At 73.0% G+C, this 13,299-nt stretch carries 10 protein-coding genes; 8 read left to right on the forward strand and 2 right to left on the reverse strand.

All coding sequences use genetic code 11. The features are described 5' to 3' along the window. The first annotated feature begins 204 nt into the window (after nt 1-204). The 5 genes from G443_RS00855 to G443_RS00875 all read left to right on the forward strand — a co-directional run bounded on the left by G443_RS00855 (nt 205) and on the right by G443_RS00875 (nt 4,772). Nucleotides 205-894, forward strand: coding sequence for a maleate cis-trans isomerase family protein (locus G443_RS00855; RefSeq protein ID WP_245588791.1), 690 nt, complete (start codon nt 205-207; stop codon nt 892-894). A gap of 270 nt (nt 895-1,164) precedes the next feature. Further along, complete coding sequence (locus G443_RS00860; RefSeq protein WP_026418730.1) at nt 1,165-1,422, forward strand: hypothetical protein; 258 nt, start codon at nt 1,165-1,167, stop codon at nt 1,420-1,422. 262 nt (nt 1,423-1,684) lie between these two features. Further along, nucleotides 1,685-3,025, forward strand: a complete 1,341-nt coding sequence (locus G443_RS00865) for an MFS transporter (protein WP_026418731.1) — start codon at nt 1,685-1,687, stop codon at nt 3,023-3,025. A gap of 163 nt (nt 3,026-3,188) precedes the next feature. After that, nucleotides 3,189-3,947, forward strand: coding sequence for a hypothetical protein (locus tag G443_RS00870; protein WP_155886119.1), 759 nt, complete (start codon nt 3,189-3,191; stop codon nt 3,945-3,947). Between the two features lie 528 nt (nt 3,948-4,475). Then, the gene (locus tag G443_RS00875) at nt 4,476-4,772 is read left to right on the forward strand and encodes an iron-sulfur cluster biosynthesis protein (protein WP_026418733.1); all 297 of its coding nucleotides are present in this window, start codon (nt 4,476-4,478) and stop codon (nt 4,770-4,772) included. A 57-nt stretch (nt 4,773-4,829) separates the two neighbouring features. Here G443_RS00875 and G443_RS00880 read toward each other — a convergent pair whose 3' ends face one another. After that, the gene (locus G443_RS00880) at nt 4,830-5,336 is read right to left on the reverse strand and encodes a MarR family winged helix-turn-helix transcriptional regulator (protein ID WP_051313927.1); all 507 of its coding nucleotides are present in this window, start codon (nt 5,334-5,336) and stop codon (nt 4,830-4,832) included. 136 nt (nt 5,337-5,472) lie between these two features. Here G443_RS00880 and G443_RS00885 point away from each other — a divergent pair, with 136 nt between their 5' ends. Both G443_RS00885 and G443_RS00890 read left to right on the forward strand, forming a co-directional pair. Beyond that, a complete protein-coding gene (locus G443_RS00885) occupies nt 5,473-8,637 on the forward strand; it encodes an efflux RND transporter permease subunit (protein ID WP_051313928.1) in 3,165 nt (1,054 codons plus the stop codon). 296 nt (nt 8,638-8,933) lie between these two features. Then, complete coding sequence (locus tag G443_RS00890; protein WP_155886120.1) at nt 8,934-9,821, forward strand: hypothetical protein; 888 nt, start codon at nt 8,934-8,936, stop codon at nt 9,819-9,821. Between the two features lie 274 nt (nt 9,822-10,095). On the opposite strand, the gene G443_RS00895 is transcribed toward G443_RS00890, so the two are convergent. After that, nucleotides 10,096-10,935, reverse strand: coding sequence for an isoprenyl transferase (locus G443_RS00895; protein ID WP_051313930.1), 840 nt, complete (start codon nt 10,933-10,935; stop codon nt 10,096-10,098). A gap of 419 nt (nt 10,936-11,354) precedes the next feature. Between G443_RS00895 and G443_RS00900 the strand changes: the two genes are divergently transcribed. After that, nucleotides 11,355-13,178, forward strand: coding sequence for a P-loop domain-containing protein (locus G443_RS00900; protein WP_051313931.1), 1,824 nt, complete (start codon nt 11,355-11,357; stop codon nt 13,176-13,178). Nucleotides 13,179-13,299 lie beyond the last annotated feature (121 nt).

The following is a 13,299-nucleotide window of genomic DNA, read 5'->3' on the forward strand; positions in this document are numbered from 1 at the left end:
CCACCGGACCGCCGCGCCGGAACCGCCGCGACCGCCAGCGACGACCCTCCCCGCCCAGGTCGCCCTCGCGCCAGGGGAGAGCACGGGCGGCGGAGACGGTGCCGCGCGGCGGGAGGCCCCGAGCACCCGGCGGAAGCGGGGGAGCGCTGGCCGGAGTGGGCACCACCGGCGCCCGCGTCGCCGCCGGCGGCCGGCGTCGGGGTCATCGCTCCCTTCGACTTCGCGCTCGACCGCGAGCTGTGGCGTTGGGCCCCGCCCGAGGTGTCCCTCTACCTCACGAGACTGCCCTACGTGCCGATGCCGGTCACGAACGAACTCGCGTCCGCGCTCACCCGGCCGTCACCGCTCCGGGGTGCGGTGCGGGACGTGCTCGTGCCCGAACCCGAGGCACTCGTCTACGCCTGCGCGTCGGCGAGCTTCGTCAACGGCAGGGCGGGGGAACGGGAGCTCCGGGCCACCATGCGGGAGGCGGGTGCTCCCAGCGCCGTCACCTCCTCGGGAGCCCTCGCCGAGGCGCTGGCCGCGCTGGGCGCGCGACGTGTCGCGGTGGTGACCCCCTACATCGACGAGGTGACCGAGCGGCTGCACCGGTTCCTCGCCGAGCACGGCGTCAGCGTGGTCGGCAGCACGGGCCTGGGCCTGGTCCACCGGATCTGGGACCTCACCTACGCCGAGGTGGAGCGGGCCGTCCTCGACGTGGACGGCGCGAAGGCGGAGGCGGTCTTCGTCAGTTGCACGAACGTGCGCACCTACGACCTGATCGCTCCCCTGGAGCGGAAGCTGGGGAAACCCGTGATCACCGCGAACCAGGTGTCGATGTGGGCGGGACTGCGGAGGGTCGGGCGGCACGCGGTCGGAACCGGCCAGTCGCTCCTCGAACTGCCGGGAGCGTGACACGAGGCGCCGCACGCCGGGGTGCGCCGGTCCGGCTGGGGAGTGGGCACCAGCGGGGCCCTCCGTTCCCCTGAACGGGCAGGGCGGGGGGCACGGAGTAAGGTCCCCTCCCCATCGGTAGCACGATGATCAGGTCCCGTTCGTCACGAGGTGCTGCCTGGGCGATTGCCCACTAGTGTGTCGCCCACCACCACTATCGGGGCTTGTCGGCTACCGATCAGCTCTGGCCAGCACCAGCCCCTGATCCCCGGCACGGAAAGCGACCCCGACGTGAGTGACAGCCACAGCAGTCTGACGATGCACCCCACCACCGTGGCCGCCATCGTGCGGTTCGCCGAGCGAGAGCAGGTGACCTACAGCGAGGCCTTGCGCCGCCTCGTCTCCTACGGCAGCCGGATGCATCACGTCCAGGTCAACGGCGGACAGGTCGTGTTGCGCCGACCCGACGCCACCGAGGAGGTCCTGCCCGCGCTGACCTCGGACGCCCCCTGGCCCTTCCTGGACGAACCCCGGCGGGAGACCGGCTAAGGCCGGCGGCACGAGGGCGCGCCCCTCGTCGACGGGCGGTGCGGCCCTCACACCGCCCACCCGGCCCGGACCGAGCGCGCGGGGTCACCTCCCGGACCGCGTCCGCCCGTACGGGCGGCGCCACGCCAGCGAGCCGAGCAGGTCGGGCCTGCCCCGGTCCCCTCGAGGGGCGTGCTCCGGCCCATCTTCGCTCGTTCGAGCGGCAGGTTGACCCGTTCGCGGATGGAAGCGGTGGTCCCCCGCTGGATAACGTCGTGGCGAGATGGACATCGCGGAGACCACCACCGGGGGCGCGGGCGCTCATCCCGGCGCCGGCCGGCCGCCCGCCGCCAGGCTGGCCGCCGCCAGTTTCGTGGGCACCGCCCTCGAGTTCTTCGACTTCTACGCGTACGGCCTCGCCGCCGCCCTGGTGCTGGACCAGGTGTTCTTCCCCGCCCTCGATCCGGTCGCCGGCACGTTGGCGTCCTTCTCGACCTTCGCGGTGGCGTTCCTCGCCCGTCCACTGGGCGCTGTCCTGTTCGGACACCTCGGGGACCGGCTTGGGCGCCGGAACACCCTCGTGGCGTCGCTGGTGGTGATGGGAGCAGCGACGCTGGCCATCGGTCTGCTCCCCGGCTACGCCGAGCTGGGCGTGGTGGCGCCGGCACTGCTGGTCCTCCTCCGCTTCGTCCAGGGGCTGGGAGTGGGCGGCGAGTGGGGCGGTGCCGCCCTGCTGGCGACCGAACACGCCCCTCCCGGACGGCGCGGGCGGTACGCCCTGTTCACCCAGCTGGGGCCGCCGGCGGGTTTCCTCCTCGCCAACGCCGCCTTCCTCGTGCTGGACGGCGTCCTGGCCCCCTCCGCCTTCGTGACGTGGGGATGGCGGGTCCCGTTCCTGGTCAGCGCGGTCCTGGTCCTGGTCGGACTGTACGTCCGGCTCCGCATCCCCGAGCCGCCGACGTTCCGGCGCGCGGCCGTTCCCGCGCGGAGGTCCCCGCTGGGGGCGCTGTTGCGGGGGCAACCGCGCCAGCTCCTGCTGGGGGCGGGGGTGATGGTGGTGCAGTACACGCTGTTCTACCTCGCCACGGCGTACTGCCTCAGCTACGGGACCTCGGTCCTCGGGATGGACCGGGGGCTCCTCCTGGCGTTGACGATGGCGGCGGTGGCGGGTCTGGCGATCATGACGGCCCTCGCCGCCCTGGCGTCGGACCGCTGGGGGCGGAGGCCCGTCCTGGTCTGCGCCTGCGTGGTGAGCGCCGGGTGGGCCCTGGTGTTCTTCCCGCTCTTCGACACGGCCGACCCGACCCTCGTCGCGCTCGCGTTGGTCGGCGCGTTGCTGGCGATGGGACTGGGGTACGGCCCGATGGGCGCCCACCTGCCCGAGCTGTTCGACGCGACGCACCGCTACACCGGAGCCGCGCTCGCCTACAGCCTGGGTGGCGTCCTCGGTGGTGCTCTCACCCCGCTGATCGCGGTGCGGCTCCAGGCGTCGATCGGGAGTGGGGCGGTGGGCGCGTACCTGGTGTGCGTCGCGCTCGTGAGCCTCGGGTGCGCGCTGGCGTCGCGCGACACCGGTTCGCGGTCAGGCGGCGCGGACCCGATGTCCGCTGCCGCCCCCTCGTGAGGCGGGGCCCACCCGTTCGTCCCGGGTGCGGGACGCGGGGCCACCGCCACCCGTTCGCCCGGGGGACCTGCCCGGACGGCGGACGCGACGTGGCGGCGAAGGTCGGAGAATGGCGGAGGATCGGATCCGCCGCGACGGACGCGAGCTCGGAGGACTGAGGCTGATGACGGCACGGGAACCGGTCGAGAAGGCGCGGTCGTCGGACATCGATCGCGCGGGGCAGGGGCGCGGGGCGGACGAGGGGCGGTGGAACACCGCCGGCGAGGCCGGCACCCCGTGTTCGCCGCGTCAGCAACGGGCCGTCCTGCTCGCGGCGGCGGAACTGCGGTCGATGATCGACCGCGTGTTGGAGCCGGCGCCCACGACGGTGGCGGCGCGGGGGCTGCCGGGGGCGGCCGAGTGCCCCGGGCCCTCGGTGCTCCAGGCCCTCTCCGACCCGCTGGGGGAGCGGATGGCGGGCCTCACCGGTGATCGGGACGCCTCGGCGCTGCTGCGGCGGCGGTTCCGGGAGGTCCAGCTCTGCGAGAGCGTCGGAGCGACCGAACTGGCCCTGGTCGGTCTCCGCCGGCTGTTGGCCGCGCTGTTGCAGGTCGTTTTGGACGACCGGGGTGCGTTGCCCGACCTCGGCGTCCCACCACCGCACGTGCCCGTCGGGGACCACGACCTGACCATGTTGGTCTCGGCCTGCCGGCACCAGGGCTGGCTGGACCTGGACGCGGGCACCATCCTCGGGTGCCTGGGTGAACGGACCCACCCCGGCGGGCAAACGCTGTCGTCGGGGAGCCTGCCAGGGCGGGCCGAGCTGGGCGAGGGGTGGGTGATGGTGGGCAAGGTCGTCGACCAGCTGGAGGACGCCCTGCCGCCGGTCCCTCCCACTCGGCGGGGCGTGCCACGGGACGTGGTGGAGGGGAGCGCTCGGTAGACGGCGCGACGTCCGGTCCACGGCCGCCCGACCGGTGAGCGGCCCTGGCGGGTGGCGTCGTGGCGGGGGCGGGTGTGGAGCGCGACCCCGTCGCCGTCCGATGCCTCCGGGACGGGGAGCCGTGCGATGGCGGTGGGTCCTCGGGAGGACGCGAACGCCGGGGGCGGGATGGGCCGAGGGGCGGCCCGCGGTGCCAGCCCGAACACGCGCGCCTGGAACCGCCGGGCGTGCCGCTGTCCGACCCACCCCGCGTCCGCGCTCAGGCGTCGCACCAGGCCACGGCGGTGAGTCGGCCCACGAGCCGGTCGCCCTGGTCGTCGTGCGGGTACCGGCCGCCGCGAGGCCCCAGGGCTCGGCGCCCGCCCGCCCCGGACCCGGGAGCCACGTCTCGACGAGGCGGCCGTGGTCGACGTCGGGCGACTGCCTCGCCGCGGGCCCGGCGACGTGCCGGAACGCGCGCCGCATCCGTCTGGACTACGGTGGCGGCGGTACGGAGACAGCCCGCCGTCGATCCGGGAGGAACGCAGGATGCTCGCCGTCACCGACGCCGCAGCCGAGGCGATCAACGATCTCAGGAACGCCGAAGGACAGCCAGACACCAGCGGTCTGCGCTTCGACGTGGACTCCGAGAACGAGGAGGGCGCCGCTCTCGCGGTCTCGCTGTGCAGTGAACCCGACCAGGAGGACCAGGTGGTGGGCTCCGGGCCCGGGGCGCGGGTCTTCCTGTCGCCGGGCGCCGTGGACTACCTCAGGGACAAGGTCCTCGACGTGCAGCCGGACGAGGACGGGGAGATGGCGTTCGCGCTGCTCGACCAGCAGACGTGAGCCGGTGGGGCGGCCCCGCGGTGACGCCTGGCCGCCCCACGATCCGCACCACGGCGGTCACCGCCGGTCGTGAGGCGTGTCCGCCTCCTCGTCGGCGGCTCCCGCCGCCGCGACCTCCTCGCGCCCGACCCGGGCGAAGGCCAGCTCGCGCAGCCGCAGCAGGACCCGGGCCAGGTCCCGCAGGTCCCCTTCCCCCAGGTCCACCAGGAGCGTCCGCAGGGACGCCGTGCCGCTGTCCTGGAGTTCGGCGACCAGCGCGTCACCGTCGGACGTGGGCAGCACGTGTCGAACGCGGCGGTCGTCGCGGTCCGGGCGACGAACGACCAGACCCTGCGTCTCCAACCGGTCGACCAGGCCGGTCACCGTGGCGGAGCTGACCCGGAGCAGCCGGCTCAGCTCCTGGCTCGAACAGCCCCGTCGGACGACCAGGAAGACCAGCGTCCGGAGCTGCTGCATCGTCAGGTTGACCTGGAGCAACGGCGATTCCACGACGCCGAAGGTCTGCTGGATGTCACGTAGGGCGTCCACCACCCGGTCGAGCAGGAGTTCTCTCTCCGCAGCCACCGGTTCTCCTCGATCCGCTCGCACCGGCGGTCCGCCGGGCAACGGCAGACGCTAGCAGCGGACCCCGATCGGGTGAATCGTTAGCCTCAGGCAGAATGTTTGGCCGAGGCTAACGAACCTTGGTGGGGAGTCGTTCATGAAGCTGGCCAAGCTGAGTCTGGCCAACCGTGCCCTGGTCGCACTGATCGCGGTCGTCGCGGCGGTGGCCGGGGCCTTCGCCGTCCCATCGCTGAAGCAGGAACTCCTGCCGCCGATGGAGTTACCGGCTGCGGCCGTGATCGCGCCGTACCCCGGCGCCTCACCCGACCTCGTCGAGGACCAGGTGACGCGGCCCATCGAGACGGCCGTCAGGGGCACGCAGGGCGTGTCGGAACTGACCTCGGTGTCGACGGAGAACCTGGCCACCATCCAGGTCCAGTTCGACTTCGGCACCTCGATCGGCGACGCCGTCAACGAGATGCAGCGCGCGGTCAACCGCCTCCAGTTGCCCGAGGACGTCGACCCCACGGTCGTCGCCGGGAGCACCGACATGCTGCCAGCCCTGGTGTTGGCCGCGACCTCCGACAACGACTCCGAGTGGCTCGCCGAGCGGTTGGACACCGTCGTCGTGCCCGACATCGAGTCCGTCAGCGGGGTCCGCGAGGCCAGCGTCAGCGGGGCGCGGACGACCACCGTCACCATCACACCGGACCAGGCCGCACTGGGCAGGGCGGGGCTCGCCCCCACCGCCATCTCCGACGCGCTCCAGGCCAACGGGACACCGTTCCCCGCCGGCGCGGTCACCGACGGCGACCGGAGCCTCACGGTGCAGACGGGTGAGCGGCTGACCTCCGTCGAGGAGCTGGCCGAGCTGCCCCTCACCCCCGGTCAGGACGCCCCGGGGGCCGGAACGCCGGTGCGGCTGGGGGACGTCGCCGAGATCACCGAGACCGAGGACGCCGCCACCTCCCTGACCCGCACCAACGGCTCGGACAGCCTCGGGATCACCGTCACCCTGACCCCGGAGGGCAACACGGTCGAGGTCTCCCGGGCCGTGCAGGACCTGCTCCCCGAACTGGAGCGGGCGCTGGGCGAGGGCACCGAACTGACCGTCGTCTTCGACCAGGCGCCCTTCGTCGAGCGGTCCATCGAGGGGCTCACCACCGAGGGCGCGTTGGGACTCGTCTTCGCGATCCTCGTCATCCTGCTGTTCCTGTTCTCCTTCCGCTCCACCATCGTCACGGCGGTGTCCATCCCGCTGTCGCTGGTGGTCGCGCTCCTCTCCATGTGGGCCGGCGGTCTCTCCCTGAACATGCTCACGCTGGGAGCCCTGACCATCTCGGTCGGCCGGGTCGTGGACGACTCGATCGTCGTCCTGGAGAACATCAAACGACATCTCTCCTACACGGCGGACCGACGACGCGCCGTGCTCGACGGCGTCCGCGAGGTCGCCGGCGCGATCACCGCGTCCACCCTGACCACCGTCGCCGTCTTCCTGCCCATCGCCTTCGCCGGTGGGATCGTCGGCGAACTGTTCAGCGCCTTCGCCTTCACCAGCGCGGTCGCGCTGCTGGGTTCCCTGCTCGTGGCGCTGACCATCATCCCGGTCCTGGCGTACTGGTTCCTGCGGTCCGAGGTCGGCGACCGGGGTGAGGGCGGTACGGAGGAGGACGACGAGGCCCGGGACGAGATCGAGGCCGCCGCGGCCGAACGGGAACGTCGGTCGTGGTTGCAGCGGGTCTACCTGCCGGTCCTGCGGTTCGTCACGATCCGGCGGTGGGTCACCGTCGGGATCGCCGCCCTGGTCCTCGTCGGCACCGTCGCGATGGTCCCCAGGCTGGAGACGAACTTCCTCGACGCGTCCGGCCAGAACACGCTCAGCCTCCAGCAGGAGATGCCGCCGGGAACCAGCCTGGAGGCCACGGACGCCGCCGCCCGGCAGGTCGAGGAGGTCCTCGCTGACATCCCGGAGATCAGCACCTACCAGGTCACCGTGGGCGGGGGTACTGGCATGGCCGCCCTGTTCGGCGGTGGCGGCTCCGACGCGGCCAGCTTCTCGCTCACCCTCGACGAGGACGCCGACGCCACCGAGGTGGAGGGCACGGTCCGGGACCGGGTCGCCGGGCTCGGCGACGTCGGGGAGATCACGGTCGGTGCCGGTGGTGGTGGTTTCAACACCAGCCAGCTCCAGGTGAACGTCCAGGCGTCCAACCAGGACGACCTCCTCACCGCCTCGGACCTCGTCCGGGAGACGGTGGAGGGCGTCGACGACGTCACCGACGTCACCAGCGACCTGAGCGAGTCCGTCCCGAGGGTCCGGGTCGCGGTGGACCGCGAGGCCGCCGCCGCGCTCGGCCTGTCGGAGGGCGCGATCGGGCAGCTGGTCGCGCAGACCTTCCGGGGCGCCCCGGTCGGCGAGCTGACCATCGGCGAGGAACGCCGGGACGTCGTCCTGCGCACCGTCGAGGCCCCCGCCACTCCCGAGGAGGTTCGTGAGCTGGCGTTGCCGACGCCGGCCGGCCCGGTGCGGTTGGCCGAGGTCGCGGAGGTCTCCGAGATCGAGGGACCGGTGCAGCTCAAGCGGATCGACGGCGCCAGGAGCGCCACCGTGACGGCCACCGCGACCTCGCAGAACATCGGCGCCACCAGCGCCGAACTGAGCCGGGCCCTCGACGGCATCGACCTCCCGGCCGGCGCCTCCTACTCACTCGGCGGGGTGACGGCCGATCAGGACGACGCCTTCGCCGACCTCCAACTGGCCCTGCTCCTGGCGGTGGCGATCGTCTTCATCATCATGGTCGGCACCTTCCGGAGCCTGGTGCAACCGCTCATCCTGCTCGTATCGGTGCCCTTCGCCGCCACGGGTGCCGTCGGCCTCCTGTTGGTCACCGGCACCGCGCTCGGCGTGCCGGCCCTGATCGGCATGCTGATGCTGATCGGCATCGTGGTCACGAACGCGATCGTCCTGATCGACCTCATCAACCAGTACCGCGACCGGGGGATGGGCGTTCGGGAGGCCGTGATGGAGGGCGGCCGCCGCCGACTCCGGCCGATCCTCATGACGGCAGCGGCCACCATCTTCGCCCTGGTGCCGATGGCCCTCGGCATCACCGGCGACGGCGGCTTCATCTCGCGGCCGTTGGCCCTGGTGGTCATCGGCGGACTGGTCACGTCGACGCTGCTGACGCTGGCCCTGGTCCCCGCGCTCTACACGATCGTGGAGAACGGTCGGGAGCGGATCGCGAGTCGCGCCGAGCGGCGGCGCGACCGTGGGGAGTCGGGCGGCGAAGCCACCACCGAGGGGGCGGCGCCGACCGAGTGACGGGCCGGGACGGCCGGTGCGGCGGGGCGGGGCTCGGGGCTCCGCCCCGCCGTCGTGCGGGGAGCGCCGCGCTCCGGACCCGCCAGCCGCCAGCCGGCGTACGGCTCGCCGCCGTTCGGGGGGTTTCCGGACGAACTCGCGGGAAAGTCCCCACCGGGGAACCCCCCTCGCTAGCGTCTGACCTGGTGGCACCATCGTCCAGCTGATGGGGGTGCGCGGTGCGACGACGCTCGAAACTGGCGGGTTGGCGGCACGGCAAGCCAGGGCCTCGTCGGCGCGTTCGAGCCGGGTGGGTCGTGGGAGTGGCGACCGTGGTCGTGGTGCCCCTCGTGCTGGCGGTGGTGACCGAGCAGTACGCGTCGTGGCTGGCGCTGCGCCAGGCCGGCGAACAGGAGGTCGCCGCGCAGCGCGCCGTCGAGGAGGCCGAGGAACAGGCGGAGTCAGCCCGGCCGCCGCTGGCCGTCGAGGTGCGCCAGCTCGGCCCGGACGACTGGAGCTGGGCTTTCGAGGACGCCCTCGACGCGGATGAACTCGCCCAGGCCGGTGAGCTGCTGAGCAGGAAGGTGGGCGGCACCCCCGAGGAGAGCGGGGACGCCGACGAGGCGATGCGGCGGCTGGGTGGTCTCCGCCTCGACGAGGCGAAGGTGGACGGGGACTGGGTCCCCGTGTCCAAGCACCACATCACCCTGGTCGGGCAGCGCAGGGACCCCGTGCTGGTCCGAGGGCTGGAGGTGCGGGTGGTGGATCGAGCGGAGCCGCCCGCCGGAACCCTGCTGGCGACGGTCGGGCAGGGGGCCAACGACGTCCACCCCGTCCTGGTCGACCTCGACTCCTCGGACCTCCGCCTCCACACGGTTCACCCCGCCCCCGGCACCCCGCCCGACCTGCGGCCACTCGCCCCCTACCTGGACAGGTACACCCTCGACCTGGCGGAACACGAGCAGCACGGCTTCGAACTGTTCGTCGTGTCCCGCACCTGCTGGTGCCGGTGGGAACTGGTCATCGAGGCGGTCGTGGACGACCAGGAGGAGACGGTCGTGGTCCGGTCGGACGGAACCACGTCCGGGGCGCCGTTCGAGACGATCCCCTGGGACGTCGACTGGTCCTACGGGCCCGTCGTCGACGGGGTGCGTCGGGGCGGGGCGTTCCACGGCTACGACATGCGGAACTGGACGCCGTTCTAGCCAGGGCTGGGCAGCGGTGCCCCGGGCGCACCCGACCGCGTCCTGCGGGCCGGGCACAACCGGGGCATCCGTGGCGCCGCCCCGACGTCCCTCGCCAACGGCCGCACCGGCGGACGTGACCGGGCGGTGCGAGGGCTGGTGATCGCCTGGCGGTTCCTGGTCGGTACGCCAGGAGACCTCGTGCGGACGCCGCCGGACGGGGCGCGGGGCGGCGGGAGGGCGTGGCCGCGACGGCGGGCGGCGGAACTCGGCCGCCGCGCGAGAGGGTGACGCCTCAGTGGATGGAGCCGAGGGAGGGGAAGCGACCGGCGACCTGACGGCGGTCGGCGAAGGACCGCAGCGCGCGCAGGAAGTCGACGTAGCGCAGCGCGGGCCAGTAGCAGTCGGCGAAGTGCAGGTCGGCCTCGGCGGACTGCCAGAGCAGGAAACCGGAGATCCGCTGTTCGCCGGAGGTTCGGATGATGATCTCCGGGTCCGGCTGGGCCTGCGTGTAGAGGTGCTCGGAGATCAGGGCCGGGTTGACCTCCTCGGCGAGTTCGCGCATCCCCCGGCCGGTGGCGGCGTGCTCCAGCATCAGGGAGCGCACGGCGTCCACGATCTCCTGGCGGCCGCCGTACCCGATCGCGGCGTTGACCTGGGCACCCGATCGCCGGCCCTGGGTGCGGGCGGCCGCCGTCTTCAGGTTGCGGGCCATGTCCCCGGGCAGCATGTCGAGGGTGCCGATGATCTCCACCGGCCACGGGTTGCCGTCGGCCGCGAGGTCGTTCACCACGCCCTCGATGATCTCCATCAGCGGCTTCAGCTCCTCCGGTCCCCGGTTGAGGTTCTCCGTCGAGAGCAGGTAGAGCGTGACGTGCCGGATCCCCTGCTCGTCACACCACCGCAGAAGGGTCTTGATCTTCTCGGCCCCCGCGCGGTGCCCGTCGACGGTGCTCAGACCGACCGATTTCGCCCACCGCCGGTTCCCGTCCACCACGAAACCGATGTGCCGAGGGCGCGGCCGGCCCGCGAGTTGACCGGACAGACGTTTCGCGTAACGCGAATAGATGGCGTCGCGGAGTCTGGTTCGCAATGTCGCTTTCCTGCCGAGTGCGGACGCAGTCCTGAGTGGCATGGCTCAGAACAGTAGCAGTGTGGAATTCGTCTCCCTCGGGAACCCCTTTCGTCCTTCCTTCGTACATCACCGCTGGTGGCCCTGGCTGTCGCTGGTGACGAACCGCACCCCCGCCGAGTGGGCGATGTCATCCCGACGACGGTCGAGGGCGCCCGGGGCGAGCCTCAACAAGGGAGGACGTGCGAGGGGGTGGCGAGGTTGCGTCGGTTTTCGTGAAATTTCCGGAACGGGGAGGAAGATCGTGTCTCCGGCTGCTCTCGGTAACTTTCACTCGCAATTCACACCGTTCGACGTCGGCGCGCTTCCGGGTCCCGGTGCGACGATTCACCACTCAATCACGAAATGATCTCGAAGGAGCCCGGAGTGCTCGGGACCCGCCAGGAGGGACAGCTCGCCGCCGCTGTGGTAGGACATGCGCGATGAGCAGGGAACGCGCTACGGGAGATGGACGCCGCCGCCAGGGACCACCCGGTCGAGGACGCTGGTCCCGACCGGGTGGCGGAGGCGGCCCGACCGGTTCGTCGGGACCGTCCCGGGGTGGTCCGCCTCCCACCCCGGGGTCGGGCGGTCCGAGGGGAACCTCGCACGAGCTGGCGGACCTCCTGGCGGAGAGTCACGGCAGCGGATACGGCCGCTACCGGGCCGCCGAGGGGGAGTGGGACTTCGGGTGGTTCCGGCTGACGCTGGTGCGGGCGCAGTCCGACCCCTACGCGCCGCCCAGCCGGCTGCTGGTGCGAGTCCCCGCCTCGGAGACCCACTACCCCGAGGAGAGCTGGCGCGGCCCCGCCCGCTCCCGCGCGCTGGCCACCCTCCTCCTCCGCCACCTGCGGGACGGGGTGCGGGGCACGCCCCTGCACGTCGACGCCGGGGGGCAGGAGGTCCTCGACCGCAGTGCCGGCCAGGTCGTCGATGGCGAACTCGTGCTCCGCCTCGCGGTCGACCTGCCCGGCCACGGCCGCCGGATCGACGGGCACGGCGCCAGGGACGCGCTCTGCCGCCGGCTCCCCGCCGCCCTGGAGACCCTGCGGTGGTCCGCGCTGCCCCACGACGAGGTGCTGCGCGCGGTCGAGACCGTGGAGGACGCCGTCTGGCTCCGGGACCGCCTGCCCGAACTCGGGCTGGTCGCCTTCGTCGCCGACGGCGCGGTGCTGCCCCGGCGCAGCGGCGTCGACGACCGACCACTCGCCGACGCGGTGCCCTTCCAGGCCCCGCCCGAGCTGTCCCGCACCGTCACCCTGCCCAACAGGGGCGAGGTGACCGGGCTCGGAGTGCCCAGCGGCATCACCGTCGTGGTCGGCGGCGGCTACCACGGCAAGTCGACGCTGCTCCGGGCGGTCGAGCGCGGCGTGTACGACCACCTGCCCGGCGACGGTCGGGAGCTCGTCGTCGCCCGCGCGGACACCGTCAAGGTGCGGGCCGAGGACGGCCGGTCCGTGCGCCGCCTCGACGTCAGCGCCTTCGTCGCCCACCTGCCCACCGGAGCCCCGACCAACGACTTCAGCACCGACAACGCCTCCGGGTCCACCTCCCAGGCAGCGGCCACGGTGGAGGCGCTGGAGGCGGGCGCCGGAGCACTGCTCATCGACGAGGACACCGCCGCCACCAACATCATGATCCGGGACGCCCGGATGCAGGCGTTGGTCGCCAAGGACAAGGAGCCGTTGACGCCCTTCATCGACCTCGTGCGGCCGTTGCACCGGGAGCACGGGGTGTCGACCATGCTGGTGATGGGCGGGTCGGGCGACTACCTCGACGTGGCCGACCACGTGGTGATGATGGACGCCTACCGGCCCCACGAGGTGACCGGGCGGGCCAGGGAACTGGCCCATCTGAGCACCGGCCGGCGCCAGGAGGCCACCGGGTTCCCGCTGCCCGGGGCCCGTGTCGTGGACCCGGCCTCGGTGAACCCGGAGGCCAGGGGCAAACGCCGGTTGAAGGCACGCGGCCTCGACGCGCTGGTCTTCGGCGAGGACGAGATCGACCTGCGCTCCGTCGAGCAGTTCGTGGACCCGGCCCAGCTCGTCGGGGTCGGTCTCGCGCTCGACGCGGCCGTGCGCCGGGGCTTCCTCGACGGGTCGCGCACCGTGGCGGAGGCGCTGCTGCTCGTGGAGCGGGAGCTGCTCGCCGGCGGCCCGGCGGAGCTGGGCCCGCGGCACCTGGGTGACTTCGCCGTCCCGCGCCGCTTCGAGGTGGCCGCCGCGCTGGGCCGCCTCCGCGCACTGCGGATCGTCTCCCCCCGCTGAGGCGCGACCCGGTATCCGCCGCCAAGCCCGGTCCCGAGGCGCGGGCGGCCCCCGGGGCCGGGCACGGAGCCGGAACGGCGGTGCCGGTGGCCGCCGTTCGGCCGTGTCCCCGGCGGGCTCC

This window comes from Actinoalloteichus caeruleus DSM 43889, assembly GCF_000429185.2.
Lineage (GTDB): Bacteria > Actinomycetota > Actinomycetes > Mycobacteriales > Pseudonocardiaceae > Actinoalloteichus_B > Actinoalloteichus_B caeruleus.

Bases quoted from the DNA above. Each gene is read 5' to 3' on its own strand.
- G443_RS00865 (WP_026418731.1), top strand. From the start codon at position 1,685: ATGGACATCGCGGAGACCACCACCGGGGGCGCGGGCGCTCATCCCGGC.
- G443_RS00870 (WP_155886119.1), top strand. From the start codon at position 3,189: ATGACGGCACGGGAACCGGTCGAGAAGGCGCGGTCGTCGGACATCGAT.
- G443_RS00875 (WP_026418733.1), top strand. From the start codon at position 4,476: ATGCTCGCCGTCACCGACGCCGCAGCCGAGGCGATCAACGATCTCAGG.
- G443_RS00885 (WP_051313928.1), top strand. From the start codon at position 5,473: ATGAAGCTGGCCAAGCTGAGTCTGGCCAACCGTGCCCTGGTCGCACTG.
- G443_RS00895 (WP_051313930.1), bottom strand. From the start codon at position 10,935: ATGCCACTCAGGACTGCGTCCGCACTCGGCAGGAAAGCGACATTGCGA.
- G443_RS00900 (WP_051313931.1), top strand. From the start codon at position 11,355: ATGAGCAGGGAACGCGCTACGGGAGATGGACGCCGCCGCCAGGGACCA.